Source organism: Streptomyces achromogenes subsp. achromogenes, assembly GCF_000720835.1.
GTDB lineage: Bacteria > Actinomycetota > Actinomycetes > Streptomycetales > Streptomycetaceae > Streptomyces > Streptomyces achromogenes.
The window spans coordinates 88,136-114,634 of sequence record NZ_JODT01000023.1 but is presented as its reverse complement, the minus strand read 5'-3'; the positions used below and the strand labels follow the sequence as shown (position 1 = coordinate 114,634).

At 71.9% G+C, this 26,499-nt stretch carries 29 protein-coding genes, 1 other RNA gene and 2 pseudogenes; 16 read left to right on the top strand and 16 right to left on the bottom strand.

Features of this window, described 5'->3' with window-relative positions:
* Positions 1-19: 19 nt before the first annotated feature.
* Positions 20-241 (top strand): annotated as a pseudogene (locus tag IH25_RS42445) (short chain dehydrogenase); the annotation flags it as partial.
* Between the two features lie 52 nt (positions 242-293).
* Here the strand turns inward: IH25_RS42445 and IH25_RS41720 are convergent.
* Both IH25_RS41720 and IH25_RS0124010 read right to left on the bottom strand, forming a co-directional pair.
* A complete protein-coding gene (locus IH25_RS41720) occupies positions 294-455 on the bottom strand; it encodes a hypothetical protein (protein WP_167346042.1) in 162 nt (53 codons plus the stop codon).
* Positions 456-550: 95 nt separating this feature from the next.
* Positions 551-1,855, bottom strand: a complete 1,305-nt coding sequence (locus IH25_RS0124010; RefSeq protein WP_030614205.1) for a hypothetical protein — start codon at positions 1,853-1,855, stop codon at positions 551-553.
* A gap of 188 nt (positions 1,856-2,043) precedes the next feature.
* Here IH25_RS0124010 and IH25_RS0124005 point away from each other — a divergent pair, with 188 nt between their 5' ends.
* From IH25_RS0124005 to IH25_RS0123990, 3 genes are read left to right on the top strand one after another with little or no spacing between them, the layout of a single operon-like run.
* Positions 2,044-2,880 (top strand): Nif3-like dinuclear metal center hexameric protein, encoded by an 837-nt coding sequence (locus tag IH25_RS0124005; protein ID WP_030614202.1) that lies wholly within the window; start codon positions 2,044-2,046, stop codon positions 2,878-2,880.
* A 17-nt stretch (positions 2,881-2,897) separates the two neighbouring features.
* The gene (locus IH25_RS0123995) at positions 2,898-3,641 is read left to right on the top strand and encodes a zinc ribbon domain-containing protein (RefSeq protein WP_078844386.1); all 744 of its coding nucleotides are present in this window, start codon (positions 2,898-2,900) and stop codon (positions 3,639-3,641) included.
* Positions 3,642-3,659: 18 nt separating this feature from the next.
* Positions 3,660-5,045, top strand: coding sequence for a bifunctional RNase H/acid phosphatase (locus IH25_RS0123990; protein ID WP_030614196.1), 1,386 nt, complete (start codon positions 3,660-3,662; stop codon positions 5,043-5,045).
* On the opposite strand, the gene eda is transcribed toward IH25_RS0123990, so the two are convergent.
* From eda to IH25_RS0123965, 5 genes are all read right to left on the bottom strand, one after another.
* Positions 5,017-5,679, bottom strand: coding sequence for a bifunctional 4-hydroxy-2-oxoglutarate aldolase/2-dehydro-3-deoxy-phosphogluconate aldolase (gene eda, locus IH25_RS0123985; RefSeq protein ID WP_030614193.1), 663 nt, complete (start codon positions 5,677-5,679; stop codon positions 5,017-5,019). The genes IH25_RS0123990 and eda overlap by 29 nt on opposite strands.
* A 70-nt stretch (positions 5,680-5,749) precedes the next feature.
* Positions 5,750-6,532, bottom strand: a complete 783-nt coding sequence (gene yaaA / locus IH25_RS0123980; RefSeq protein ID WP_030614190.1) for a peroxide stress protein YaaA — start codon at positions 6,530-6,532, stop codon at positions 5,750-5,752.
* A 68-nt stretch (positions 6,533-6,600) separates the two neighbouring features.
* Positions 6,601-7,167 carry a hypothetical protein gene (locus IH25_RS0123975; RefSeq protein WP_030614187.1) on the bottom strand — a complete coding sequence of 189 codons (567 nt, stop codon included), beginning with the start codon at positions 7,165-7,167 and terminating at the stop codon, positions 6,601-6,603.
* On the bottom strand, positions 7,164-7,910 hold the full coding sequence (locus IH25_RS0123970; protein WP_030614184.1) for a MerR family transcriptional regulator: 747 nt from the start codon (positions 7,908-7,910) through the stop codon (positions 7,164-7,166). Before IH25_RS0123970 ends, IH25_RS0123975 begins: the two co-directional genes overlap by 4 nt.
* A 71-nt stretch (positions 7,911-7,981) precedes the next feature.
* Entirely contained in the window at positions 7,982-9,547 is a 1,566-nt protein-coding gene (locus IH25_RS0123965) for an FAD-dependent monooxygenase (protein WP_030614181.1), read from the bottom strand.
* Between the two features lie 63 nt (positions 9,548-9,610).
* On the opposite strand from IH25_RS0123965, the gene IH25_RS0123960 reads away from it, so the two are divergent.
* From IH25_RS0123960 to rnpB, 4 genes are all read left to right on the top strand, one after another.
* Positions 9,611-10,237, top strand: a complete 627-nt coding sequence (locus IH25_RS0123960) for a TetR/AcrR family transcriptional regulator (protein ID WP_030614178.1) — start codon at positions 9,611-9,613, stop codon at positions 10,235-10,237.
* A 78-nt stretch (positions 10,238-10,315) separates the two neighbouring features.
* Positions 10,316-10,744 (top strand): DUF4260 family protein, encoded by a 429-nt coding sequence (locus IH25_RS0123955; RefSeq protein ID WP_030614175.1) that lies wholly within the window; start codon positions 10,316-10,318, stop codon positions 10,742-10,744.
* Positions 10,737-11,258, top strand: coding sequence for a TetR/AcrR family transcriptional regulator (locus IH25_RS0123950; RefSeq protein WP_030614173.1), 522 nt, complete (start codon positions 10,737-10,739; stop codon positions 11,256-11,258). The genes IH25_RS0123955 and IH25_RS0123950 overlap by 8 nt, the downstream gene beginning before the upstream one ends.
* 58 nt (positions 11,259-11,316) lie before the next feature.
* An RNA gene (gene rnpB, locus IH25_RS38625) (RNase P RNA component class A) lies at positions 11,317-11,719 on the top strand.
* A 415-nt stretch (positions 11,720-12,134) separates the two neighbouring features.
* Here rnpB and IH25_RS39715 read toward each other — a convergent pair.
* The 6 genes and pseudogenes from IH25_RS39715 to IH25_RS41285 all read right to left on the bottom strand — a co-directional run bounded on the left by IH25_RS39715 (position 12,135) and on the right by IH25_RS41285 (position 15,272).
* Positions 12,135-12,431, bottom strand: a complete 297-nt coding sequence (locus IH25_RS39715; RefSeq protein ID WP_078844382.1) for a DUF6087 family protein — start codon at positions 12,429-12,431, stop codon at positions 12,135-12,137.
* Positions 12,432-12,448: 17 nt separating this feature from the next.
* Positions 12,449-13,611, bottom strand: a pseudogene (tgmC, locus tag IH25_RS37770) (ATP-grasp peptide maturase system methyltransferase).
* Complete coding sequence (gene tgmB / locus IH25_RS0123940; protein ID WP_030614172.1) at positions 13,608-14,567, bottom strand: ATP-grasp ribosomal peptide maturase; 960 nt, start codon at positions 14,565-14,567, stop codon at positions 13,608-13,610. Before tgmB (IH25_RS0123940) ends, tgmC (IH25_RS37770) begins: the two are co-directional and overlap by 4 nt.
* Positions 14,568-14,572: 5 nt before the next feature.
* Complete coding sequence (locus IH25_RS0123935) at positions 14,573-14,731, bottom strand: putative ATP-grasp-modified RiPP (protein ID WP_245172872.1); 159 nt, start codon at positions 14,729-14,731, stop codon at positions 14,573-14,575.
* A gap of 170 nt (positions 14,732-14,901) precedes the next feature.
* Positions 14,902-15,108: a hypothetical protein gene (locus IH25_RS0123930; RefSeq protein WP_030614167.1), complete on the bottom strand. Its 207-nt coding sequence runs from the start codon at positions 15,106-15,108 to the stop codon at positions 14,902-14,904.
* Positions 15,105-15,272, bottom strand: coding sequence for a hypothetical protein (locus IH25_RS41285; protein WP_157847002.1), 168 nt, complete (start codon positions 15,270-15,272; stop codon positions 15,105-15,107). Before IH25_RS41285 ends, IH25_RS0123930 begins: the two co-directional genes overlap by 4 nt.
* Before the next feature lie 183 nt (positions 15,273-15,455).
* Here IH25_RS41285 and IH25_RS0123925 point away from each other — a divergent pair, with 183 nt between their 5' ends.
* Together IH25_RS0123925 and IH25_RS0123920 are read left to right on the top strand one after the other, a co-directional pair.
* The gene (locus tag IH25_RS0123925; protein ID WP_030614165.1) at positions 15,456-16,712 is read left to right on the top strand and encodes a helix-turn-helix domain-containing protein; all 1,257 of its coding nucleotides are present in this window, start codon (positions 15,456-15,458) and stop codon (positions 16,710-16,712) included.
* Positions 16,713-16,728: 16 nt separating this feature from the next.
* Positions 16,729-17,082: a hypothetical protein gene (locus IH25_RS0123920; RefSeq protein WP_030614163.1), complete on the top strand. Its 354-nt coding sequence runs from the start codon at positions 16,729-16,731 to the stop codon at positions 17,080-17,082.
* Between the two features lie 288 nt (positions 17,083-17,370).
* On the opposite strand, the gene IH25_RS0123915 is transcribed toward IH25_RS0123920, so the two are convergent.
* The gene (locus IH25_RS0123915; protein ID WP_030614160.1) at positions 17,371-17,892 is read right to left on the bottom strand and encodes an NUDIX domain-containing protein; all 522 of its coding nucleotides are present in this window, start codon (positions 17,890-17,892) and stop codon (positions 17,371-17,373) included.
* Positions 17,889-19,154 (bottom strand): helix-turn-helix transcriptional regulator, encoded by a 1,266-nt coding sequence (locus IH25_RS0123910; RefSeq protein WP_030614158.1) that lies wholly within the window; start codon positions 19,152-19,154, stop codon positions 17,889-17,891. Before IH25_RS0123910 ends, IH25_RS0123915 begins: the two co-directional genes overlap by 4 nt.
* A 236-nt stretch (positions 19,155-19,390) precedes the next feature.
* On the opposite strand from IH25_RS0123910, the gene IH25_RS0123905 reads away from it, so the two are divergent.
* From IH25_RS0123905 to tgmC (IH25_RS0123890), 4 genes are all read left to right on the top strand, one after another.
* Positions 19,391-19,828: an ATP-binding protein gene (locus tag IH25_RS0123905; RefSeq protein ID WP_063755159.1), complete on the top strand. Its 438-nt coding sequence runs from the start codon at positions 19,391-19,393 to the stop codon at positions 19,826-19,828.
* A gap of 240 nt (positions 19,829-20,068) precedes the next feature.
* On the top strand, positions 20,069-20,335 hold the full coding sequence (tgmA, locus tag IH25_RS0123900; RefSeq protein ID WP_030614152.1) for a putative ATP-grasp-modified RiPP: 267 nt from the start codon (positions 20,069-20,071) through the stop codon (positions 20,333-20,335).
* A complete protein-coding gene (gene tgmB / locus IH25_RS0123895; protein WP_030614149.1) occupies positions 20,335-21,300 on the top strand; it encodes an ATP-grasp ribosomal peptide maturase in 966 nt (321 codons plus the stop codon). The genes tgmA and tgmB (IH25_RS0123895) overlap by 1 nt, the downstream gene beginning before the upstream one ends.
* The gene (gene tgmC, locus IH25_RS0123890; RefSeq protein ID WP_030614146.1) at positions 21,297-22,421 is read left to right on the top strand and encodes an ATP-grasp peptide maturase system methyltransferase; all 1,125 of its coding nucleotides are present in this window, start codon (positions 21,297-21,299) and stop codon (positions 22,419-22,421) included. The genes tgmB (IH25_RS0123895) and tgmC (IH25_RS0123890) overlap by 4 nt, the downstream gene beginning before the upstream one ends.
* 76 nt (positions 22,422-22,497) lie before the next feature.
* Here the strand turns inward: tgmC (IH25_RS0123890) and IH25_RS0123885 are convergent, their stop codons facing one another.
* Complete coding sequence (locus IH25_RS0123885) at positions 22,498-22,779, bottom strand: hypothetical protein (RefSeq protein ID WP_030614144.1); 282 nt, start codon at positions 22,777-22,779, stop codon at positions 22,498-22,500.
* A gap of 259 nt (positions 22,780-23,038) precedes the next feature.
* On the opposite strand from IH25_RS0123885, the gene IH25_RS0123880 reads away from it, so the two are divergent.
* Together IH25_RS0123880 and IH25_RS0123875 are read left to right on the top strand one after the other, a co-directional pair.
* Complete coding sequence (locus tag IH25_RS0123880) at positions 23,039-25,243, top strand: MMPL family transporter (protein ID WP_030614142.1); 2,205 nt, start codon at positions 23,039-23,041, stop codon at positions 25,241-25,243.
* 51 nt (positions 25,244-25,294) lie between these two features.
* On the top strand, positions 25,295-26,482 hold the full coding sequence (locus IH25_RS0123875; RefSeq protein WP_030614140.1) for a sensor histidine kinase: 1,188 nt from the start codon (positions 25,295-25,297) through the stop codon (positions 26,480-26,482).
* The last annotated feature ends 17 nt before the right edge of the window (positions 26,483-26,499 follow it).

The window sequence follows — 26,499 nt, the reverse complement described above, 5'->3', positions numbered from 1 at the left end:
CGCTTGAGCAGCCAGTGACGCCGCGCACGGGCGGCAGCGGTCCAGGGCGGCCGGGCAGCCGGTGTACGGGCGGATCGTGAACACCTCCTCGGAGGCGTTCCTGGCCGGATCCGCCGGCCGGCCCGACGACCCGGCGGCCAAGGGCAGGATCGTCGGCCTGACCACGTCCACCGCCCTCGCCCTGGCCCTCGCCAAGTACGGCGTCACGGCCAACGTCATCCGACCGCGCGCCCGGACCCGGAAAAAGGGGGCGCCCGGTCGGACGCCCCCTCCTCTTCACTGCCTCACTGCCGTCAGGCTGCTGCCGCCTCGGCCGTTTCCTGGACCGGCTTGCGGTGCCGGCCGTGCGGAGCGGTCTCCCTCTCCTGGGCCGCGACCGGACCCCGGTGCCGGCCGTGGCCCGCGGTCGTGGAAGAGCCGGCAGACAGCTGTTCGGTCGTGCTGGTGTCGCTCATCGGACGTATTCACCCCGTCAACATGATCTTCGGTACAGCCGGGGAGTGTAACCGGCGCACCACGGGCCGAATCCAGGCGCACACGCCAACCGGCACTAGTTCGTTACAAGACGCCCCAGAGGGGCCTGCTGCAAGGGCACGGGCCGCGCCGGCGCCGACCCGGCGGACCGGGCCACCGAGGGCGCGGGGGCCTCGCTTCCCGGCGGGGCGGGAGGCCGGGGCTCGGACGGGGCGGCCGGCCGGGCGGACGCCGCCCCTCCCGTCCGGCCCGGTTCCGGCACCCCTCCGGTCCGGCCCCATTCCGCCTCGCCTCCGGTCTGGGCCGGTTCCGTCTCGCCTCCGGGCCGGCCCGGTTCCGCCGCCCCCGCGTTCCCTCGTGCGGCCGTGGCCGTCAGGTGGGACACCCCGCACGGGGTCGCCCGGGTCGCGTACGGCAGTCGTAGGACCCCCTCCGGAGTCCACACCCCGGCCCCGGCCAGCCAGCCCTCGGGCGCCGGGAGGTGCCGGACCCGGCGTTCGGCGGGCCGCCAAGTGCCCACCCAGGTGCCGAACGCGCCGTCGACGCGCAGACCCACCGCGCAGTTCTCCGGCGTCAGCACCTGCCCGGGCTGGATCGCGAACGGCGTCACCACGCAGTCCGGCAGCCGCAGGCACTCCGGGAACCGCACCGGCAGGGTGCTGCCCAGCACCCCCCAGCCCAATCGTTCCTGCCCGGGGGAGGGCGCGTCGGAGGAGATCAGCAGCAGCCCGCTGTCGGGGTCGGCGAGCACCAGCCGGTCGTCGCTGTCGTCCGCGATCTGCAGCAGCGGCGAGACCACGGCCCGCTCCAGGTCCACCGTGACCGTCTTGGTGCGCCCGCCCAGCTCCCGGTCGAGCGCCAGCAGCCGCCCGGTGCCGTCCAGCCAGACCCCGCCCGAGCAGCGTCCCGGCACCTCGGCCAGCCGCTCGGGGCCGGACGCCCCGCCCGCCACCAGCCACACCGAGCTGGAGCGCGGCCCGCTGGCAAGGGCGTACGCCCGGGCGCCCCCCGGGGCGGGCGGCAGCAGGACGAGCCGGGTGCCGGGCTCGGAGCACTCCACCGTGCCCAGCGGCAGTTCGCCGGTGCCGGGCCCGGTCGGGTACAGCAGCGAGAACAGGTGCCGCGAAGCCGACGGCCGGTGGACCAGCACCCGGCCGTCGCCCATCGGCTGCACCCCGGTGCCGGGCTCCTCGGGCTGGTTGCCGGGCAGCGGTACCGCGTAGGGCTCCGGGCCGTCCAGGGTCCAGCGCTCCGCGAACCAGCAGTCACCGGCGGGCGCGAGCCGGGCCGCGTACGAGCCGTCCGCCGTGATCACGCACCCCGCCTCCGGCACGCCGACGGCCCCGCTCGCGGACGGGGGTTCGATGGCACAGACCGTCATCGTTCGGTCACCTCCGGCGACGACGCTAGTTTCGGCCCGCACCGGCGCGCACAGGCGCCGAGGCCCGCTTCACACATACGGGTGGCGCAGAAGCGATTCACCCGAGGCAACCGGGACGGGTGTGCTGAGCCGGGCCGGACCGGACGCATGCGGTACACCCCCGCCGAACAGCCAGGTAGCCTTGGCCCGTGCCCCGTCTGTCTGAAGTCATCGCCGCGCTGGAGAACCTGTGGCCCGCCGAGCGGGCCGAGTCCTGGGACGCGGTCGGCACGGTGGTGGGCGACCCCGGCCAGGAGGTCACCCGGGTGCTGTTCGCCGTCGACCCCGTCCAGGAGATCGTCGACGAGGCGGTGCAGCTCGGCGCCGACCTGCTGGTCACCCACCACCCGCTCTATCTGCGGGGGACGACCACGGTCGCGGCCACGCACTTCAAGGGCCGGGTCGTGCACACACTGATCAAGAACGACATCGCGCTGCACGTCGCCCACACCAACGCCGACACCGCCGACCCGGGTGTCTCCGACGCCCTCGCCGGCGCCCTGGACCTGCGGGTCGTGGGCCCCCTCGTGCCGGACCCCACCGACCCGCACGGGCGCCGGGGCCTCGGCCGGGTCTGCGAGCTGGACCACCCGCTCACCGTCCGGGAACTGGCCGCCCGCGCCGCCGAGCGGCTGCCCGCCACCGCGCAGGGCATCCGGGTGGCCGGCGACCCCGAGGCCGTCGTCCGCACGGTCGCCGTCAGCGGCGGCTCCGGCGACAGCCTCTTCGACCAGGTCCGCGCGGCCGGCGTCGACGCCTTCCTGACCGCGGACCTGCGCCACCACCCGGCCTCCGAGGCGGTGGCCACGAGTCCCCTCGCGCTGCTCGACGCGGCGCACTGGGCCACCGAGTGGCCCTGGTGCGAGCTGGCCGCGAGCCAGCTCGACGAGATCTCCGACCGCAACGGCTGGGACCTGCGGGTCCACGTCTCCAAGACGGTCACCGACCCCTGGACCGCCCACGCGGCGTCCATCACGAACCTCTAGCCCATGGGAGCCCCCAACTGAACGCCGCGCCCGCCGACCAGATCCGACTCCTCGACGTCCAGGCCCTCGACGTCCGCCTCCAGCAGCTCGCGCACAAGCGGAAGTCGCTGCCCGAGCACGCCGAGATCGACTCGCTGACGAAGGACCTCACGCAGCTGCGCGACCTGCTCGTGGCCGCGCAGACCGAGGAGAGCGACTGCGCCCGCGAGCAGACCAAGGCCGAGCAGGACGTCGACCAGGTGCGCCAGCGCGCCGCCCGCGACCAGCAGCGGCTGGACTCCGGCGCGGTCACCTCGCCGAAGGACCTGTCCAACCTCCAGCACGAGATCGTCTCCCTCGCCAAGCGGCAGGGCGACCTGGAGGAGGTGGTCCTGGAGGTCATGGAGCGCCGTGAGGCCGCGCAGGAGCGGGTGAACGAGCTGACCGAGCGGGTCGCCTCCGTGCAGGCGAAGATCGACGACGCCACCGGGCGCCGGGACGCGGCGTTCGAGGAGATCGACGGCGAGGTCGCCTCGGTGACCAAGGAGCGCGAGGTCGTCGCCGCGTCCGTGCCCGAGGACCTGCTGAAGCTGTACGACAAGCTGCGCGGCCAGCAGGGCGGTATCGGCGCGGCCAAGCTGTACGCCCGGACCTGCCAGGGCTGCCGGCAGGAGCTGGCCATCACCGAGCTGAACGAGATCCGCTCGGCGGCCCGGGACAAGGTGGTCCGCTGCGAGAACTGCGGGCGCATCCTGGTGCGTACGGCCGAGTCCGGCATCTGAGGAATCCGGGGCGCGGGCGTGCGGGAGTTCATCGTCGAGGCCGACGGCGGGTCACGGGGCAACCCCGGGCCCGCGGGCTACGGAGCCGTGGTGCTCGACGCGGCGACGGGGGAGACGCTGACCGAGGCGGCCGAGTACCTCGGCACCGCCACGAACAACGTCGCCGAGTACCGCGGCCTCCTGGCCGGCCTGCGCGCCGCGCACGCCCTCGACCCCGGCGCGCGGGTACGGGTCCGCATGGACTCCAAGCTCGTCGTGGAGCAGATGTCGGGCCGCTGGAAGATCAAGCATCCCGACATGAAGCCCCTGGCCATGGAGGCGCGCTCGGTCTTCCCGCCGGACCAGGTGACGTACGAGTGGATCCCGCGCGAGCGGAACAAGCAGGCGGACCGCCTGGCCAACGAGGCGATGGACGCGGGGGCGAAGGGCGAACAGTGGTCCCCGTCCCTCTCCCGCGCCGACCTGGCGACTGAGGCGGAGGCGACGCCGGCCGCCGCCCGAGCGGGAGCCGACCGCACGACCGAGGCGACACCCGCCGACGCCCCACCGTCCGCCGTGTCCGCCGCGCCGACGGCCGGCCGCACGGCCGAGCCGGCGTCCGAATCCGTGGCGGGCGGCAGCGGTACGGCCGTGGCCGCAGGTGCTCGTACGGCCGCGCCAGAGGCCGTCCCGGCGGCTGCGGCGGACGCCGGGCCGCGGACGGTGGGCGGCGGTCAGGCACACCCCTCGGCTTCCTCGGCCCCCTCGGCGCCCGGCTGGAGCGCCGCGCCCGACCTCGGTGCCCCGGCCACCCTCGTGCTGCTGCGCCACGGCGAGACCCCGCTGACCCCCCAGAAGCGCTTCTCCGGCAGCGGCGGCACCGACCCCGCCCTCTCCGCCGCCGGCCGCGAGCAGGCGCACCGCGTCGCGGACGCCCTGGCCAGGCGCGGCACGATCCAGGCGATCGTGGCCTCCCCCCTGGCCCGTACCCGCGAGACCGCCGGCATCGTCGCCGCCCGGCTGAACCTGGACGTCACGATCGAGGACGGCCTGCGCGAGACGGACTTCGGCGCCTGGGAGGGCCTGACCTTCGGCGAGGTCCGCGAGCGCTACCCGGACGACCTGAACGCCTGGCTCGCCGACCCGGAGGCCCACCCCACCGGCGGCGGCGAGAGCTTCGCCGAGACCGCCGTACGGCTGGCCGCCACCCGGGAGAAGCTGGTCGCGGCGTACCGGGGCCGCACGGCCTTGCTGGTCACCCACGTCACCCCGATCAAGACGCTGATCCGCCTCGCCCTCGGCGCCCCGCCCGAGTCGCTGTTCCGGATGGAGCTGTCGGCGGCCTCGCTGTCGGCGGTGGCGTACTACGCGGACGGCAACGCCAGCGTCCGGCTCTTCAACGACACGTCCCACCTGCGCCCCTGAGCCCGGCCGCCGCCCGCGCCAGCTCCTCGATCCGGCCCCAGTCGCGGGCGGCCACCGCGTCCGCCGGGACCATCCAGCTGCCGCCGACGCAGCCGACGTTGGGCAGGGACAGGTACTCCGGCGCGGTCGCCGGCCCGATGCCGCCGGTCGGGCAGAACCGGGCCTGCGGCAACGGTCCGGCCAGCGAGCGCAGATAGGCCGTACCGCCCGCCGCCTGCGCCGGGAAGAACTTCATCTCCCGCACCCCGCGCTCCAGCAGCGCGACCACCTCGGAGGCGGTCGACACCCCGGGCAGGTACGGCACCCCGGACGCGCGCATCGCCGTCAGCAGCGACTCCGTCCAGCCGGGGCTGACCAGGAACCGTGCCCCGGCCGCCGTCACCGCGTCCACCTGCTCCGCCGTCACCACCGTGCCCGCGCCGACCACCGCCTCGGGCACCTCGCCGGCGATGGCGCGGATCCCCTCCAGCGCCGCCGGGGTCCGCAGGGTCACCTCGATCGCGGGCAGCCCGCCGGCCACCAGCGCCCGCGCGAGCGGTACGGCGTCGGCGGCGTCGGCGAGCACCACCACGGGCAGGACGGGCGCGAGATCGAGGAGAGAGGGGTCGGCGGAGCGGGGCAGCGGCGAGGTCATGTCCTCATCGTGCCCAGCTACTGCATCACCCGCAATGAGTGTTGCGCATGCTGCAACGCATGAGGGGTGATCAGTGGATCTCGTCCACCAGCACGTCCAGCGCCCACGCCTTGCCCGCCTTGCCGGGCGCCTGAGCCTCCACGGTGTAGCCCAGCTCCCGCAGCACCTCCACCAGCTCGGCGGGGTTCTCCGGGGCGGCCCCGGACGTCAGCAGGCCGCGCACGATCCGCCCCTTCGTCGCCTTGTTGAAGTGGCTGACGACCTTCCGGGTGGGCGCGTGCAGCACCCGTACCGTCGCCGTGCGCCCGGCCACCTCGCCCTTCGGCTTCCAGGCGGTCGCGTAGGCCGACGAGCGCAGGTCCAGCACCAGGCCCTGACCGGCCGCCGCCGGCAGCACCTCGGCCATCGGTGCCCGCCAGTGCCCGCTCAGCGCGCCGAGGCCCGGCAGCTTCACGCCCATCGAGCAGCGGTAGGAGGGGATCCGGTCCGTCACCCGCACCGCGCCCCACAGCCCGGAGAACACCAGCAGCGAGTCGGCGGCGCGCCGCCGGGCGTCCGCGTCCAGCGTGGCCAGGCCGAGGGCGTCGTAGAGGACACCGGTGTAGATCTCCCCGGCGGGGCGGGCGCCGGCCGTGCGCAGCCCGGCGTTCTTCGCGACCTCGCCGCGCAGCCCCTCGCTGAGCCCCAGCACCTCACGGGCCTTCTCCGGGTCGCCGGAGCACAGCTCGACCAGCTCGCCGAGCACGGCCTCCCGCGCGGCCGTCAGCCCCGGCAGGGACAGCGAGCCCAGCTCCAGCGGGGCGCCGTCGCCCGAGTTCGCCTTGCCTTCGGAGGGCGGCAGCAGGACCAGCAACACGTACTCCTTACGTAGACCTCCGCGCCAGGGTACGGCGGTCCCGTGCCCCGCCTCGACCGCGGGGCTCAGCGCGCGGAGAGGGCCTGGACCAGGGCGCCGGGATCGTCGGCGTACAGCCGGACCACGCGCACCGGCCTGCGCCGGCCCAGCAGGGACGTGTGGGTGACGGGCTCGGCGAGCTCGAGGGTCACCGTGGTCTGCGAGCCGACGATCAGGTCCAGGGCGTCGGGTTCCGGCTGGTGCGTGGTCCGGGTCTCCCGGCGTACGGCGGAGATCGAGGCCAGCGGGATCCGCAGGTCGGCATGGGCGCCGTGGCGCACCCGCAGCGCGTCGCCGGTCAGCACGTGCGGGCGGACCACGCCGGCCGCGTGCAGGCCGATCACGAACAGCACGCTGTAGACGTCCACCACCAGCAGTACGTCGTGCGCGAGCGGCATGTCCCGCAGCATGAAGGACACGCCGACCGTCTCGACGACGCAGACGAAGGCCAGCCCCAGCAGCGTCGCGCCCTGCCCGCGCGCGTACCCGAACGCCCGCCCGCCGGCGGTGCCCTGGGTACGCCGGGCCAGCCACAGCGCCAGACTGACGAAGAGCCGCATCTCGTGCCGGGCCATCCGGTAGACCATCGTCATCGCCCCACCCCCAGAACGATCTCCAGCATACGGCGCACCGCCTCCGCCTGGGCGGGCGCGAGGTCGGCGTACAAGGCGCCCAACACCGCGTTGTCCAGGTCGGGTCGGCCGTCCGTCGACAGCCCGTCCGGTACGCACGCGGCGAGCGCGCGCGCCGTCCGCTCCACGCGCGGATCTGCGGGATCCGCGTCGGCCAGCGCGTCGAGCAGCGCGTACGCCTCGCGGGTACGGGCCGCCGTGTCCGGGTCGTCCAGGAAGCAGCGCAAGGAGGCCGACAGCAGCTGCCGGTCCTCCGGCGAAGCCCCCGTGTCGACCAGGGCCAGGATCTCCCGGTCCTTGGCGGCCATGGGGGAGCCGTCGGCGGGCAACGCCTCCAGTACGGCGGCCAGTTCGGGCGAGACGGGTCCCTCGGCGGAAGGCTCCCCGGCGTCGAGCAGCGCCCGCAGCCGCCGCCGGCGCTCCCGGATCGCCGCCTCCTGCCGGGCCAGGTCCTCGTCCAGCTCGGTCAGCACCTCGGCCAGGTCCTTGCCCGCGTCGTCGGCGAGCACGTCCCGCACCTCGGTCAGTCCGAGCCCCAGTTCGGTCAGCCGCCGGATCCGGGCGAGGGCGACGGCGTGCCGCAGCGCGTAGTGCCGGTAGCCGTTGGCACGCCGCGCCGGCTCGGGCAGCAGGCCCAGGTGGTGGTAGTGCCGCACGGTGCGCGTCGTGACGCCGACGGCGGCGGCGAGTTCTCCGATCCGCATGGGACCAGTACAGACGTTGACGCCGCGGCGGGGTCAAGCGGCGGCCCGGGCGGCGGCGGTGTCGACGTCGGTCATGCGGCGGCCAAGGGCGAGCCGAGCCAGCGTTCCAGCGCCTCGGGCAGCCCCTCGCCGCCCGCCCGGTCGGAGGCCCACGCCACGAACCCGTCCGGCCGCACGAACAGCCCCCGCAGGCCGGGCCGGTCCGGGCAGGCTGCCGTGACCACGTCCAGCCGGTCGCCGTAGCCCCCGGCCCGCGCCCGCAGCGCGGCGTCGTCGGCCGGGTCCAGGAGCAGGGCGCGGCCGGTGTGCAGCCGCTCGCCGAGCCGGGTGCCGTCGGCAAGCCGCAGGTCGGGCGCGCAGACGCCGGTCAGCGGGTGGCCGCCGGGCAGGTCGTAGCGCTGCCGGACGCCGGAGATCCGCGTGGCCAGGTAGGTCGTGCCGGCGGTGGTCAGCGCCAGGTCGGTGACCACCCGGCGCAGGGCGCGGGCGTGCCGGTCGGGGCGCATCAGCGCGATCTGGGCCCGGGTCCAGTCCAGCACCCGGGCGCCGACCGGGTGCCGTTCGGCGGTGTAGGTGTCCAGCAGCGACTCGGGGGCCCGGCCGCGTGCGACGGCGGCCAGTTTCCAGCCCAGGTTCAGCGCGTCCCCGATGCCGAGGTTGAGGCCCTGCCCGCCGAACGGCGCGTGCACGTGCGCCGCGTCGCCCGCGAGCAGCACCCGGCCCTTGCGGTAGTCGGTCACCTGGCGGGCGTTGTCCGTGAACCGGGTCGCCGTGATCACCTCCGAGACGCGCACCTCGGGCACGCCCGAGACCCGGCGCAGGCTCGCCTCCAGTTCTCCGGCGGTGACCGGCGCGGACCGGTCGGCCGGCGGACCGTCGAACTCCACGGTGAGCACGCGACCCGGGAACGGCCCGTGGACGTACGTCCCCGCGTCGGTGGTCCGCCAGCCCGTGCCCAGCCGCTCGGCCCCGGACAGCCGTACGACCGCCTGGTAGCCGGTGATCTCCGGTGCCGTGCCCGGGAAGTCGAACCCGGCCGACTTGCGGACCGTGCTGCGCCCGCCGTCGCACCCGACCAGCCGGCCGGCCCGGAGACTCCCCGCGCCGGTGTGCGCGTTCACTCCGCCGGTGGCGGCGTCGATGTGCACGGTCACCCCGTCGGCGTCGGCGTCGAAGCCGGTCAGTTCGACGCCCCGGCGTATCTCGACGCCCAGCCGCGCGGCCCACCGGCCGAGGAGCCGCTCCAGCTCGGCCTGGGGCACGGCGAGACCGACACCGGCGGCGGGGCCCGCGTCCGCCCAGGCGGGATCGGAGCCGTCGAACAGGTCCGGGTCCAGCATGATCCCCGCGAAGTGCCCGAGGAACTTGGGCCGGGGCCGGCCGGTCCCGGGGAAGGCGCGCAGTCGGGCCCGGGACGCCTCCCCGGCCGCCGCCAGCTCGGGCAGCAGGCCCCGCCGGTACAGGGCGATCGCGGTCGCGATGTTGACGGAGCCCGCCCTGACCGTTTCGTCCACCTCGGTGCGCCGCTCCACGACCAGCGCCCTCGCCCCGCCCAGCCGCAGCTCACAGGCGAGGAAGAGCCCCACGGGGCCGGCACCGGCCACCACCACGTCGTAGTCGTACTCGGTCGTCGTCATGGACGTTGACTATAGTCACTAAAACTTTTGAGTGACTATAGGTTCATGGGATAGGGTCTCCCCATGGATTCCAGGCACGACCGGGAACTCCCCCTGCGGGAGCGGAAGAAGCGCGAGACCCGGCAGCGGATCTCGGACATCGCGACGGACCTGATCGGCAAGCGCGGCTTCGACGCGGTGACGGTCGCCGAGATCGCCCGCGCGGCGGGCGTCTCCCCGATGACGGTCTTCAACTACTTCCCGCGCAAGGAAGACCTCTTCCTGGACCGCATCCCGGAGGCGGCCGGCCTCTTCGCGTCGGCCGTACGCGAGCGCGCCCCCGGCGAGTCCCCGTTCGCCGCCCTGCGCCGCCTCGCGCTCCGGCTCCTCGAAGAGCGGCATCCGCTGGGCGGGGTCGGGGAGACCTTCGCCGACTTCTGGCGGATCGTCGCCGATTCGCCCGCGCTGCGCGCCCGGGCCCGGGAGGGCGTGGAGGAAGTCGAGGCGGCGCTGACCGACGCGTTCGGCGAGGCGGGCGTGGCGGACCCCGAGCTGTCGGCCGCGCTGGCCATGGCCGCGTACCGGACGGTGTTCCTCGCCTCTGTGCGCCGGCTGCTCGCCGGAGACCCGGTGGCGGAGGTGGCCCGGGAACACAGGGGCCGGCTGGAGTCGGCGTTCGACGCGCTGGAGCGCACGGCTGTTGACGGCTAACACCGTTAGCCCTAGGGTCGTGGCTAACGACGTTAGCCATTGTCCCGGCGCGCCGTGACGACGACTCGGGAGGCACCCATGACCACGACAGCCGACACGACGACGACCGTCACCCGGCGCCTCGGCGGGACCCCGGCCCTACGACGCGGGGCGTGGCTGGCGTTCGCCCTGTTCTGGTCGGCCTTCGCGGTGGTGGAATGCGTGCGGCACGGCTGGCCGGCCACGGTGCTCGCGCTGGCCTTCCTCGTGCTGCCCGACCTGACCTTCCTGGTCGCGCTCGACGAGGCACCCCGCATGGCGAAGGGGCAGCTGCCGCCCCGCGCGGTGCCGTACTACAACGCCATGCACCGCGCCCTGGTCCCGCTCACCCTCGCCGCCGCCTACACGGCGCTCCCGCTGCACTGGCCGCCCGCCTTCGCCGCGCTGTGCGGCTGGCTCGCCCACATCTCGTACGATCGCGTCTTCGGCTACGGACTGCGCACCAAGGAGGGTTTCCAGCGTGGCTGACCGGCTCACCCCCCGGGCACGGGAGATCGTGACGGCGGCCCGGGAGCTCCTGGAGGAGTCCGGCCCCGCGCAGCTCACCATGCGCACCCTCGCCGACCGCCTCGGCATCAAGGCCCCGTCCCTCTACAAGCACTTCCCCGACAAGCACGCCGTAGAGGTCGAACTCGTGGCGCAGCTGCTGACGGAGACGGCGGAGGCACTGGAGGCCGCCGAGGCGAGCGCCCCCGGCTCACTGGAGGCGCTGGCCGGGGCGTACCGGAGCTACGCCCTCGCCCACCCCCACCTGTACAGCCTGGGCACCGAGCGGCCCCTGCCCCGCGCCGAACTGCCCGCCGGCCTGGAGGACCGGGCCGCCCTGCCCCTGCTGCGCGCCTGCGCCGGCGACCTGGACCTGGCCCGCGCCTTCTGGGCCTTCGCCCACGGCATGGTCACCCTGGAGATCCACGGCCGCTTCCCGGCCGACGCGGACCTGGAGGCGGCGTGGAAGCGGGGGCTCGGGGCGCTGGGCACGTAGGGGAGCGGGCGCGGTCCGTGCCGGGGCGGCCGCCCGGTACCATGGTCCTCACGGCAGACGAGCCGGGCGGACGGCCGCGTGAAACCCTCTAGGGGGCTTCCCGAGGAACGTCCGGGCTCCACAGGGCAGGGTGGTGGCTAACGGCCACCCGGGGTGACCCGCGGGACAGTGCCACAGAAAGCAAACCGCCAGGGACTCCGGTCCCTGGTAAGGGTGAAACGGTGGTGTAAGAGACCACCAGTGCCCAGGGTGACCTGGGCAGCTAGGTAAACCCCACCCGGAGCAAGGTCAAGAGGGAGCGCCCCTGGTGCTCCTGCGCGGACGACCGAGGGCTGCCCGCCCGAGTCCGCGGGTAGACCGCACGAGGCCGACGGCAACGCCGGCCCTAGATGGATGGCCGTCGCCCCGGCCGCCGCGAGGCAACCGGGGAACAGAACCCGGCGTACAGCCCGACTCGTCTGCCGCTCAGGCTTCTGACCTGCGATATCGCAGGTCAGAAGCCTTTTGTCGTGAGATCGTGGGCGTCGCCTCACCCCCGTTGGGAAGCAGCCGGGAACATCGGCTTGGTGCCTGCCTGCCACTCCTCGGCGGTGGGGCGCGGCATGCTGACGATTCACGCGTCAAGGCGCTCGTCGAAGTGCTCGCTTCCGCTACGGACTTCGCGGGCCTTCAGCGGGGACGAGTTCTCCACCCCAAGGATCTTTCGTAGAAACGGGCCTCGCTTCGTCCGCCACTCCAGGCCTTCGTCAGTCCCGCTGGTACACCCGCTGGGCCCACGGGTCATCGGATATGTCGTCGCTCACGGGCGCCAGTGTGCCGCAGGTGGTCTACCGGCTGGGGGCCGGTTCCAGAGGCATGGCATGGGACGCCAGAGAGTCATGAGGAAGTCGGAGGCTTCCGATGTCTGCCGGTCCCGGGGCCGAGCTTCGGTGTCGCCTCAGGGGTGGGGGCAGTCCCGGCCTGGGGAAACAGCATGCGCCTTGCTTCCGCGAGGTTCGCCGCGAAGCCGTGCGGTTCCCACAGATGGCCGTTCCACCGCTGGATCGCCCGGGGCACATCGGGGTTCAGATGCGATGCCCTCGGGCCGTCGCCGGTCACCAGAGGTACGGCGCGGAGCTGCCCGATCCTGGCGTCGCGACGCTCGGCCCACTGGGAGAGCGGTTCGTCGTCCATGTCCGGAGAGTAGTGGGTCAGGCGATCCGGTGCTCCCAGCGCAGGGAGGGCGCCTGGTCAATCCAGTACCGGTGGGACGTGGGCGTTACGTGGAGCCGTACGGAGTCGATCTCCGGCGCCCCGGCGTCCTGCCAGGCGACGAGGCAACGTTCCACAACATCCCACAGGGCCACCGGACCGCCTTGGCGGACGATCCAGTTCTCACCGTCGACAAGGAACTCGGCGAACGACTCCTTCTCCGGATCGAACAGGTACCGCAAGGGCGAGCCGTCACGGCCCGTCGCGCGGACGAACTGAACGCCGGGCGCCGCCAACTGCGCAAGGAAGGCGGGCATCCACTCCTCCAGGACAAGAGGAGACATCTGACTGCGCCGCTCACTGTCCGCGTAAGCGGTCCGGGCGGAGAGATCGCCGGCCACGGGGGCCACTGCCTGGGCCCGCGCTTGCATGAAGGAGGCGCGCCTGACGATCGAGCCCTCGGCGGTGCCGTCATCACCGACGGTCAGTTTCGCGAGGCCGGTTCCCCATGGCCACGAGCCGACCGTGCCGAGGACGATGCCTTCAGGTCTCGTCTGCCTGATCCACGCGTACGGGATGCGGCGGACCACGCAGGTGGCGATGACCCGGTCGTACGGTGCTCGGTACGGGTGGCCGAGGAGCCCGTCGCCCGTCGCCGTCCATGTCGAGAAGCCGGCGGCTTCGAGAGCGGCATCGGCGCGTGCGGCCACCTGCGCGTCGACCTCGACCGTGGCGACGTTGTCCTCGCCGAGGTAGTGGCACATCAGGGCGGTGGAGTAGCCGGTGCCTGTGCCGATCTCCAGGACTCGGTGGCCCGTCGCGAGGTCCAGGGCCTCGATCATGCCGACGACGGTGGCCGGGTCGGTCGAGGAGGACGTGGGCACGCCCACGACGGGTTCGTCGGCCTGGTCGGCGGTGAGGTGGCCGTCGAGCTGGGTGGTGAGGGTGTCGACGCTGTACGCGATCTTCAGCCACTCGTCCGGATGCGTGCCGGTGGCGGTGACGGGCCGCCAGGACCGCCCCTCGTCCAGAAAGACTCCCGAGCGGAGGAACGCTCGCGGGGGACGGACTCGACGGCCTCGCGCAGCCAGGGGGATTTCAGGACCCCTTGATTCACGAGAACGGTGGCCATGCGGCGTCGCTCTGATGCCGGGTCGGTCATCGGCGATCTCCTTGTGCGAGTAGGTCGGCGAAGACAGCGGACATCGGGAGGCCGGTCTCGGTCTCCAGCCACCCCCACTGTCCGTTGGGATTCAGTTCCAGCCACCAGTAGTCCCCGGCCCGGTCGACCGCGAGATCGAAGCTTCCCGATACCAGATCGAGCCGGTCCAGGTAGGCATGCAGTCCTTTGGCCACCCGGTCGGGAAGGTGCTCCACGGTGTAGGTCAGGGCGCTGTAGTCCTTGCGCCAGTCCAGGAGGTCGGAGTCGATGCGTACGGCGAACGTGTGCCGGCCTACGAGCAGTACGCGAACGTCGGCGACCTTGTCCACGCGGGCCTGGAACAGGTGGGGCGCGACCCGAACGCTGTCGTCGATCTCCTCGGGGGCGACGGGGGCAGCCCATCCCGTCACCGGCACGCCATCACGCGTGTAGGGGGTCCATCGCAGCGTCTTATAGATCGCCTGCCTCTGAGCCTGGACGAACTCGCGGGCCTCGTCCGGGTCGTTGGTGACAAGGGTGGGAGGGATGGTGAAGCCGAGTTGCTGGGCGAGAACGAGCTGCGCGGGTTTGTAGTCGGCTGCGGCAACGCGCAGGGGGTGGTTGACCCAGCGCGGGCCGCCCAGGGCGTAGAGGGTGCCACCGAGTCCGTAGCGGACCTGCGCCGCCGCGAACCGGGAGTCATCAGCGGACAGGTGGGGAAACGTGGGCCATTCGGGGCGGCGCCAGTACACCGACCGGACCTGGGTCACGTCAGCGGTTCTCGACGGGGTGCGCACCTGCCCGACCACCGGGGCCGGGCAGGCGCCGAACCGAGCGGAGACCGTGAGGTTTTCGCCGATGTCGGCGGGGTTGAACCGGACCACCGGCACATCGCGCCGGTTGAGTTCGGTGATCACCATGTCGGCGGTGATGTCGTCCGCCTCGGTGGCCACCAGAACCGGCCTCTCCTCGGTCATGGTCATCAGTCCTGCGTGCTGTCCTGATCGTGACCCTGGTCGTTCCGGGAGTCCGAGTTCGTCGTCGTGGAGGTCTCGGTGCCGGAGCTGGTGCCGTGCTTGCCCATCTCGACCACCTGCCCGACGCGGTCGCAGAACACCCCGAGTTGCGTCGTGGGGTCGATGGCGACCGTGGCGTGGGGTCGGCGGATGACCGTCGGGTAGGGCGCGAGTCGGCCCGCGCGTGGGGGAGGAGAGTGCGACAGAGGTGGTCATGAGACTCCTTGGGTTGAAGGGTGTGGTGCGGGAATCCGTCTGCGCCAGGGGGCGCGGACGGCGATCTGCGGGCTGCGGCTCAGGGGCAAGCGGCCTGGATGTTGTCGGCCGCGGTCGTCCATTCGACTCCGGACGGGGGCCGGATGTGCGCGATGCGGATCGTGCCGTGGCTGTGGAGCTCGTGTGTGACGGCGACGAGCACACCCTCCCCACGCGAAGCGATGTCACGGACGTGCGTGTCCAGGAGCGGGTGGTGCTCGTAGCCGTCGGAACCGACCGGGTTCACTCCTCCGGCTCCTGCCGGGCCTCGATGCGGCGCATGAACTTCTCCCAACCGTCGGCCGCCCGTACCCGCAGAGCCCGGCTCGGCGCACCCGGCCGGGGTTCCGGCGGCGTGTACGTACGGCCACTGGCGCCAGGGTTCCTGTGGGGCAGTCCGGCGATTGTCACGCGGTCGCTCCTCTCTATGGAGAGCCGCCCGGAGGGTCCTTCGGCATCCGATCGGTGTGTGACCAGTGAACGACGATCCGTTACCTTCTCCCAGAGCGAACCTCGCGCAATACCCGGGCGTTTCCCAGGCGTTGGCACGTGACGGGTATGAGTGCGTGAAAGGGTTCTCGTGAGGGGAGACCTATGACGTCGAGGCGTAAGCACTTTGCGGAACGGCGCGCGGCCCGGGGTTACTCTCAGGAGGAATTCGCGGAAGCGCTCTCGGTGGCCGCGTCCACCGTGGTCCGTTGGGAAAGTGGTCGCGCCACCCCGCGCCCCCACCAACGTCCGGAGATCGCAGAGCTGTTGGGAGTGACACTCCCCGAGCTGGAAGCCCTTCTCTCCGACGAACAGCCGGCCGAGACAGCCGGGCTCTCCGCCGCACCACCCCTCCTCCATGGTGATGATGACGACATGAAGCGCCGCGAAGTCCTGGGTCTGCTCGCCGTTACGGGTGCGCTGGTCGCTCTTCCCGGTCCCGGTGAGGCCGGCCGAGGGCGGGCAGTCTCGACGCTCTTGGAGACAGGGGAGGCCCTACACCGCAGCCTGTGGCAGGTCTACGCGCTATCGGACTCCAAGCAGGTCGTCTTCCCTGCGGTTCGCGCGCAGCTCGATGTGATGGCGAAGGGGCTGACCGAGACCCGTACTGCTGTGGACCGGTCCCGATTGTGTCGCATGACGGCCGACGTCTACCAGCTCGTCGGTGAGCTGTTCTTCGACGCCAACCGGTACACCGACGCCGCGCAGTGCTACACACTGGCCGCCAACGCGGCCTACGCCGCTGGCGACCACGACCTGTGGGCCTGTGCCATGACCCGCCACGTGTACGTCGAGCTGTACGCGCGACGCGCGCACGCTGCCCAACCCCTGCTTGCGGCAGCTTTCCGCATCGCCCGGAGGGGCGACGACACTCTCTCCACCCGTCACTGGGTCGCGGCCGTCCAGGCGCAGGGGTACGCGGCCGTGGGCGATCTCGACGCCTGCAACCGGGCTCTGGACGAAGCCGAGAAAGTGCACGCCCTCGACGGCGCTCACTCCCACAATGGCGGCTGGCTCCGCTTTGACGGCTCCCGCCTGGCAGAGGAGAGAGGGGCCTGCTACCTCCAATTGGGCCGCCCTGATCTCGCCGAGGAAGCGCTCACCGCAGCCCTTGCCCAGCCTCTGTCCCTGCGTCGCCGCGCTGCTGTTCTGAGCGACCTCGCCGTGCTCGGGGCGCACAGGCGGGACATCGACCAGGTCGTGCACTACGCGGAGCAAGCACTCGGACTGGCCGACCGGTCGAATTCGGGATTCATCGGCAAGAAGCTGGACGGGCTTCGGGGGCGTCTTGCCCCGCTCGTGTCTGATGACCGAGTCTCGACTCTTGATCACCGAATCGCGGCGCTTTCGCGCACCGCATGATGAGAGGGGCACGCGCATGAATGAAGGCCGGATCTTCCGCGAGGCGTGGATCGACGGTGTGAACAAGCACTATCCCGGCGAGCCCAAGCCCGGCTACGTCACGCCGTGGGACGAGACGCCCGAGTGGGAACGCGAAGCTGCCACCGCCGTGTATGGGCAGGTGCGCGACTTCATCGAGGTCAGCGGCGGGCATGCGGCCCGGCTCACCCGCGAGCAGAAGGGCCGATTCGTCGCGATCTGCTGGACCGCCCAGATGTTCAGGCACTTCGAAGACCCGAAGCCCGGATATGTTGCCGACTGGTCCGACCTGCCGGTCTGGCAGCGGGAGACGGACGCGGACATCTTCGAACGCATCGAGGGGACCATCTGATCTCAGGAGCGGCGACGTCCCCGTCCGGGCCGATTCGGGCGGGGACGTCTTGTTACGTAGCCATCAAAGTAGCCACGGAAGCACCATCCTTTCACGTTTGTGCAGGTCATAGCGTTGCGCCGACAGTCCCCGGCGTACAGCCCGACTCGTCTGCCGCTCAGGGCTCCTGGCCGGCGAAAACGCAGGTCAGGCGCCCTTTCTCGCGTGTGGGACGGGCCTCGTCGGCCCTTGGTCCACGCTGGTTGAAAGTAGCCAAGCCTCGGGCGCCGGAGCTGAGCGACGCGATCGTCATATGAAGGGCGCGCCGTCGCGGAGGTACAGCGCCCGTCCCGCGTCCAGTGCCTTCAGCGCGTGCTCGAACCGGCGCCGGGTCCGGTCCCGGAGGCGACAGGCGGCTTCGGCGGCCGTGACGAAGGCGGCTTCGGACAACTCGTCGTCTCGTGGCCGTAGCCGGTCGGCCTGGTCCTCGTCCAGGGTGCCGCCGTCGAAGATGAACGCGAGCTGATCATCCCAGGGACCGTGCGGGGCCACCCAGTCCACCACCAGCAGTCCGAGCAGCGTGACGCGTAGGCCGAGTTCCTCCATCAGTTCACGGCGTGCCGTGTCCTCCGGCGGCTCGTTGGCCTCTGCCATCCCGCCGGGCAGATCCCATCCCGGTTTGTAGGTGGGGTTCACCAGGAGCACACGGCCATACGCGTCCCGCAGCAGCACATCGGCCGCCACGCGCTTGCGGGCCTGCTTGGCGTTGCCCTCCGATAGGTACGCGTTCCACTTGTCGGTGTCGGCGGGATCGGGTTCTGTGGGCCTCATGCGGTGGTGCCTCCCGGGGGCGGCGGGATCAGATCAGCCAGCAGGAGCATTCTGGCGCGGCGTGCATCATCGAACCGCGCCAGGTACTCCCGGACCGGCCTGTACCCCCGGTGCGGCTCCAGCAGCCGTCGTAGCCCGTCAAGCTGCTGCACCACCCGGACCGAACCGAGAGTAGGGCTCGTACTGAGCAGGTCGTGGCCGACGCTCACCGCGGCGTCCAGGTCACCCCGGCGCACGTGGATGTCCACCAGGCTGATCCGGCTGAGAGCCAGGGACCGCGCCCGCCCTGCCTCGCGCAGCGCAACAGCTTGTTCGGCGTGCGACAGCGCCTCGTCGTACTGCTCCAGGTCCCGCAGGGTCAGAGCTGACTCGCTGGCCAGCGCGGCGGCGTCGAACGGGCTCAGCCACGGGTGATCGGCAGCGGGCGATGCCTCCAGGTCGCGGTGCCCGGCCTCCAGCGCGTGGGCGGCCGGGGTGCGCTGAGACGCCACCGCCAGGGCACGCGCCTGCATGGTGTGCAGCCGCGCCGTCAGCGCGGGAATCCGAGGCCCCTGCGCGGCAAGTTCGAGCCCGGTCCGCGCCCAGCCGACAGCCCCGGCCGTATCCCCGGTCTCAAGGGCAAGATGGCTGCTGCTCGCTGCGACGTGTGCGGCCAACGGGAGGTCACCAGAGGTGCGGGCCAGACGGAGAGCGCGGGCGAAGTGCCGGGCCGCGCGGTCATCATGACCGGAGTCGTGAGCCATCCAGCCCGCCATCTCGGTCAGCGCGGCTGCGGCGGCGAACACCTGCGGACCGCTGCCGATGTCGACCAGCCGGGGCGCCACCCGGTCCGACAGATGCCGTATGACAGCCCCGTACAACCTGCCGCCGCCGGTCTGCCGGTCAGCGCTGCGGAAATGATCCATCGCAACCAAGTCGTCACCGTCCGGCGGCGGCCGGTCCGTCCGCTCGTGATCGGCGGTCGCCGGCGCGGGCTCCCACGAGCGTCGAGCCAGCCCCAGCAGATGACCGGGGATGTGGAAGGCGTCGGCAATCTGCTCGAACAGGGTCAGCTTCTCCACCCGGCTCTTGCCGTTCATGTAGTCGTACAGCCGCCCCTGCGTGATGTCGACGGCGGCGGCGATGCGCCGCGTACTGACACCGCGCGTATTGAGCATCCGGAACACCGCGCCCATGTCCCGCGCGGCGCACGCAGTGATGAGGCGTTCGTCCCCAAGCAGACCGGCGACGACCTCACGCGGGTCCGGTGACAGACGATCCATCTGCAACTCCCGGTTAGCGACCGGGACCGATGTTAGGGCCAACGCGGTTGCCCCGACTCCATGTTGGAGTCACCTTCTGGAGTCTGCCCATCCTCTTCTCCACGTGTTGACTGGCTTCACCCGCCGGGAGCGCATCCGTGAACAGACCTCGGCACTGCTCCGCCCGCAGCCCTCTCCCTCGAGGTACGCGGGCGGGGTCTCCCCTCAGCCGCCCAGACCAAGGCGTGACGACGATCATGACCAACGAGCGAGTGAGACCAGGGCAATACCCGCGCCAGAGCGCCGCTCTCGCAAGTGAGACCTCCACCGTTTCAGTGGCGCGTCGGATAGTCCGCGATGCGTGCGCGGAGTGGGGCATGGACCAGGACGCCGCAGAGATCGGCGCGCTCCTCATCTCCGAAATCGTCACCAACGCAGTCCGTCACGGTCACTCTCGCAGCGTTCGGGTGATCGCCGAGCGGCCGCACCCCGACCGGCTCCGCGTCGCGGTGGTCGACAAGTCCCGCCGCATGCCCGAGCTGCGCATCGTCGGTCCCGATGTCACCGGCGGCCGTGGCCTCCTTCTGGTCGATGCCCTCTCCGACCGCTGGGGAACTGATCTCCTTCCCTATGGCAAGCGCGTCTGGGCCGAGATCGCGATCAAGGGCGACGGCCCGCGACCGGCCGGAACGTAATCGGTCGCCGGCACGCCCCCGGGCGGACCTATCCGTCGGCTGACGGCGGAGTGCGGGCTGGCCCCCATCCCCGAGTGGGAGCAACGGCGCCCGCCCACTCCACGGGAGCCGATGGCCCAACACTCCCGGCCGGGGCACAACGCTCGTTCACACCAGATGCCCCGGCTGAGCCCCTCTCGCCGTCCGGAAACCCCGGGCGGCGGCTGTCACTACCGGATCACCCAAGAGATGAGGAGACTTATGCAGCAGCCCTTGACGTCACTGGATCAGGTCAAGCCCTGGGGACTGGGACGCATGCGGCCCTACCCGACTGCGGCCGTCCTCGCCGCCGCCCGGCCCGTCCTCGACCCGCACACGCAGGTCCCCTCGTGGGCCGGCCCCGACGGCGCTCCGCTGACGGCGGAGGCCAAGCACAAGCGGTCGGAGACGTCGCAGGAGACGAGCACGAAGACCAGCCTGGACGGCACCCCGGACCAGGGCAGCGACCAGAACGGGGACTCCGACTGATGGCTGTGGGTGGGCCGCCCGTCCTCGTCGTCACGCGCCTGGACGACGCGACTGCGGACGAAGTGATCACCGAACTGAACCAGCGTCGCGTGCCAGTGGTCCGCCTGGACCCCGGTGACTTCCCCCGCGAGGTGACCCTGTCGGGCACCTTCGACGGCACGGGTACCGGTGGCAATCTCGCCACCCCGTCCCGGAGCGTCGACCTGGGGAACGTCCGCTCGGTGTACTGGCGGCGGCCCACCCCCTACACCGCCGACCTCACCATGGATGAGCAGACCGGCCGATGGGCCGTCGAGGAAGCCCGCTACGGGCTCGGTGGCATTCTCGTCGCTCTCCCCGGTGCGCACTACCTGAACCACCCATGGCGCAACCGGGACGCCGAGTACAAGCCGGCGCAACTGGCCACGGCTGCCGCCTGTGGCTTCACCGTGCCACCCACGCTCATCACCAACGACCCAGACCGAGCCCGCACCTTCCTCGCCGAACATGGGCCGGTCATCTATAAGCCTCTGAGGGAAACCGAGTACACCGACGACACCGGTCGCGCGTTGACGGTGTGGATCGAGGACGTCACCCCAGACCAGATCGACAACCGTCTACGCCACACTGCACACCTGTTTCAGCAGCGCGTCAGCAAGTCCGCCGACATCCGCCTCACCGCCGTAGGCGACTACCTCACCGCCGTCCGTATCGACGGCTCACCTGGTCTGGACTGGCGCCGCCATTACGACCGGCTCACCTACACCCCCGTGCCCATCCCCCCGGCCATCGTCAGAGGCGTGCGCGCCTATCTCGATGCCTTCGGTCTCACCTTCGGCGCCTTCGACTTCGGTCTGGACCGTGAGGGCGCCTGGCACTGGTATGAGTGCAACCCCAACGGTCAATGGGCCTGGTTCCCCGACCACATCACCGCTCCCATCACACGCGCCATCGCCGACCGCCTACAACACGGAGCCCGCGCATGACCGATCCCGCCGACCTGCGCCGCCAACTCGCCGCCGCCGTCCCCGTGGACGATCCGGCATGGCGCACAGCACTCGAAACGGTGCCTCGCGAACTCTTCCTGGGCAGCGGCCTGTTCCAGTTCGACGGCCGCCAGTGGACCCCCGTGCACCGCGACCGGATCGATCCCGGAGAGTGGCTGGGGCTTGTCTACCAGGACACCACCTGGGTGACCCAGGTCGACGGCACCACCGCCGTCGACGCCACCGGACCCGTCACCGGCCGCCCCACCTCGTCCAGCACGCTGCCCTCCCTGATCGTGCGCATGCTCGACGTCGCCGGGATCAGCGAGGGTCACAAGGTGCTGGAGATCGGCACCGGCACCGGCTATTCCACCGCCATCCTGTGCAGCCGCCTCGGCGACAACAACGTGTACTCCATCGAGTACGACCCGAGCCTGGCCGCCGCGGCGGCCGACCACATCCACGCCGCCGGGTATCACCCCACCCTGATCACCGGTGACGGCCTCGCCGGGCACAAGGACGACGCCGAATACGACCACATCGTGGCCACCTGCGCCGTCCGCCACATCCCCCCGGCCTGGCTGTACCAAGTACGCGCCGGTGGAACCATCACCACCACCATCAGCGGATGGATGCTCGCCTCCGGACTCGTCCGCCTCACCGTCCAGGACGATGGCACCGCCACCGGCCGCTTCCACCCCGACCAGATCGGCTACATGCTCGCCCGCCCCCACGAACGGCCACCCCGCCCCACCTTCCACCAGCATGCCGGCCACACCCGCGCCACCCGCGTGAACCCCGCACTCCTGGAAGACTGGACCGGGCAGTTCCTCGCTCAGCTCGCCGCACCGTCCGCCGAACTCATGACCACCGGCGCGGGCGTGATCCTCGTGGACGTCGCCACCGGGTCACAGGCGTGGACCGAACCGGCCGGAGGCGGCTGGACCGTGCACCAGCACGGCCCTCTTCGCCTCTGGGACCAGGTGGAAGACGCTCTCACTGCCTGGCAGGACGCGGGCTCACCCCCGCACTCGGACCTCGGCCTGACCGTGGACTTGGACGGCACCCAACGCGTGTGGCTCGGAAGACCCGACGGCCCTTCCTGGAACCTGCCGGTCTGACCTGCCGATCACAAGGGCGTCCGTCACCAAGCCGGGGGCGGGCCTTGCCGGCCCCTGGTCCACTCCCGGTCGGCGGTCAGTCCGTCTTGAAGGGATCCACGGCCAGAACCTCGTGAATGTCGAGGAATCGGCACTCGCCGGTCTCGCTGTGGACCGAAATGCAATTGGGTCCGTAGTTGAAGTAATTCTCGTCCCGGGTTTCGATGTACTTCACGGACTGGAAGCCGAAATAGAAAAAGTCTCCCTTTTCCGTTGCGAATTCTCCGTTGCCGAAAAGTGCGACCTGATCGCTCCACTCGCCGAACTTCTTGCGCAGAGCCTCCGCCGCCAGCCGCTCCGCCTGCTCGATCGTGTACATCAGTTGGTCCTCATCAGCTTGAATGGCTTGTAAAGCATAGGGACACGATCGCGAAGAAGTTGGCGCAGCACCACGCCGGTGAGAATGGGCCACTGCCTGGGAGGCCGGCCGGAGCCCAGGGGTTGGTCACCCGGGGGCAGGCGCCCGCGCGCGGCGCCGGGCCCCGCAGCCCGCCGTGCCCCGTCCACCACCCGGTGGACCCCAGGTTCAACCGGTCGCCGCTGTCGGCGGTGCGGCCCCCGACACGAGCATGGTCGGCATGAAGAATTTCCCTGTGCGTATGGCTGGTTGGAGTGCGGCGCACCCCTGGCGGGGTATCGCCGGATGGCTGGTGTTCGTCGTGCTGTGTCTCGGTGTCGGGATGTCCGTCGGGACCAACGCGGCGACCACCGAGGACTTCCGGATCGGCGAGGCGGGACGTGGTGAGGCGATCGCCGCCGAGGGCGGGTTGCAGCAGCGGCCCGTCGAGCACGTGCTGATCTCCGCCAAGCCCGGCGGCGGACGGCTCGACACCGGTGACGCCGACGCGGCCGCCGCCGACATCACCGCCCTGATGCGCAGGCTCCCCGAGGTCCGCTCCGTGGCGCGACCGGTGCGCGACGCGCGGCACACCGCCGTACGGGTCACCGTCACCCTCAACGGCCCCGAGCTGGAAGGCAAGAAGCACGTCGAGCCGCTGCTCGCGCAGACCGCCGCCGTGCAGAAGGCCCACCCGGGGCTGAGGATCGAGGAGACCGGCTCGCCCTCCATCAGCAAGGGCGTCGAGAAGCTGCGCGGCGACGACCTCTCGCGCACCGAGGTCATCGCCCTGCCGGCCACCCTGATCACCCTGCTGCTCGTCTTCGGCTCCATCGCCATGGCCCTCGTACCGCTGCTGCTCGCCCTGACCTCGATCGTGGCGGCCGTGGGGCTGTCGATGGTGGCCTCGCACGTCTTCCCCGACGCGGGCGTCGGCACCAACGTCATCCTGCTCATCGGCCTCGCCGTCGGCGTCGACTACACCCTCTTCTACCTCAAGCGGGAACGGGAGGAACGCGCCCGTGGCGGGGGCCGGCTGAGCCCGCGGGCCGTCGTGGAGGTCGCCGCCGCCACCTCCGGGCGTGCCGTCGTCGTCTCCGGGCTCGCCGTCGCCGTCTCCAGCGCCACCCTGTACCTCGCCGACGACGTCATCTTCTCCTCCATCGCCACCGGCGCGATCGTCGTCACCCTCGTCGCCGTCGTCAGCTCCCTGACCGTCCTGCCCGCGCTGCTCGCCAAGATGGGCATGCGGGCGGAACGCCGGGCCGAGCGCCGGGCCGCGCGCGGCCTCGCGCCGAAGCGGCCGCGGACGCACCGGACCGGGCCCGGGCGGCTCACCGCCGCCGTGCTGCGGCCCGTGGCCCGGCGCCCCGCCGCCACCCTCCTGGTCACGGTCCTCGCACTGCTCGCCCTGGCCGCCCCGGTCCTCGGCCTGAAACTCACCGACATGGGCCGCGAGACCCACTCCCGCTCCATCGCCGCCATGCAGGTCTACGACCGGCTCAACGCGGCCTTCCCCGAGCTGAAGTCCATGCACCAGGTCGTCGTCCGCGCCGACGCCGGCCGCTCCGCCGAGGTCACCGCCGCCCTGCGCGCACTCGCCGCCGACGTCGAGGACGATCCGCGCCTGAGCGGCACCTCCACCCTGACCACCTCGCCCGACCGGCGGATCAGCATGCTCCAGCTGCAAGTCCCGCACCACGTCAGCACCGACGAGGCCCAGACCTCCCTCAAGGACATCCGCGAGCGCTACGTCCCCGCGACCGTCGGCCGGATCACGGGCGCCGAGACCGCCGTGACCGGAGACGTCGCCCGCTACGCCGACTACCCGGCCCACCAGGAACAGAAGCTGCCGCTCATCATCGGCGCCCTCCTCCTGGTCACCTTCGCCATGACCGTCTGGGCGTTCCGCTCCGTCGTCCTCGGCCTGGTCGGCATCGTCCTCAACCTGCTGTCCGCCGCCGCCTCGCTCGGCATCCTGGTCCTGGTCTTCCAGCACACCTGGGCCGAGGGGCTGGTCGACTTCACCTCCACCGGGTCGATCGGCTCCCGCGTCCCGCTGTTCCTCTTCGTGATCCTGTTCGGCCTGTCCATGGACTACCAGGTCTTCGTGATCAGCCGCATCCGGGAGGCCGCGCTGCGCGGGGTCCCGACCCGCGAGGCCGTCATCGACGGCATCGGCGGCTCGGCCGGCGTGGTCACCAGCGCCGCCGTCGTCATGGTCACGGTCTTCGCCAGCTTCGCCGCCCTGCACCTGATCGAGATGAAGCAGATCGGCTTCAGCCTCGCCGTCGCCGTCCTGCTGGACGCCTTCGTCATCCGGATGCTGGTCCTGCCCTCCCTGATGCTCCTGCTCGGCGAGGCCAACTGGTGGCCCTCCCGGGGAGTGCGCCGCACCCGCGCCACCGCCGGACCCGCGGCCCGCCCCCTGGAGCCGGTGAACTGACCCCCACCGCGGCTAGGATTCCGAACACCCATACGGATGAGGTGAGTCAGCGTGGCCCAGGGGCAGCGGCAGCCGAGCGACCGGCTCACCCCGGACCGGATCCGGCTGTGGAACACGGCGGTCTGGGTCCTGTTCGGCCTGCTGCCGACGGCCGGCGGCGTGCTCGACCGGTCGCCGGCCCGCAAGGGCTGGATGTTCGGCCTGCTCGCGCTGATCGCGGTGTGCCACGCCGTCACCCTCGCCCGGCCGCACGCCCGCCTCCTGAACCGCCGGGCCTACCTGGGCCTCCTCGCCCTCGCCCTGGGCGGCAGCTCGTACCTCCTCGACGGCGGGGCCGCCTTCTACGTCGTCTCCCTGCCGCAGTTCTGGCTGTACACCCGCACCCCCCGCGAGGCGGTCGCCCTCAGCGGCACCGCCGCCGCCCTCACCGTGTTCGGCGGCACGCTCGGCCAGGGCTGGAGCCCCCAGTTCCTCACCGGCAACACGGTGTTCACCCTCGCCGCCTACGCCGCCGGGACCGGCCTCGGCCTGTGGATGCACCGCTTCGTCGGCCAGAGCAACGAGCGGCAGGAGCGGCTGACCGCCGAACTCGCCCTCACCCAGGAGGAACTGGCTCTCGCCCACCAGCGCCAGGGCGCCGCCGAGGAACGCGAGCGGATGGCCCGGGAGATCCACGACACGCTCGCCCAGGGCTTCGCCTCCATCGTCGTACTCGCCGAAGCCGCCCGCGCCGCGCTCACCACCGATCCCGGGCGCAGCGCCCAGCAGCTCGCCTCCATCGAGCAGACCGCGCGCGAGAACCTCACCGAGGCCCGGGTGCTCGTCGGCTCGGTCCCGGCGAGCGGGGTCGCGGCCGGCTCGGTCGCCACCACCCTGCGCCGCACCCTGGACCGCTTCGCCCAGGACACCGGGCTCACCGTCACCGCCGAGCTGCCCGACATCGACCTGGACCAGCACACCCGCGTCGCCCTGCTGCGCTGCACCCAGGAATCCCTCGCCAACGTACGGAAACACTCCGGGGCCTCCACCGTCGGCGTCGTCCTCGGCGAGGTTCCCGGCGGCGTCGAACTGGAGATCACCGACGACGGCAAGGGCTTCGTCGTGGCGGAGTCCCGCGGCTTCGGGCTCGACGGCATGCGCCGGCGCCTCGCCGAACTCGACGGGGAACTCACCGTCACCAGCTCCCTCGGGGACGGCACCCGCGTCCTCGCCACCCTGCCGACACCGGCCCGGGACTGAGCCCCGGCCCCGCCGCC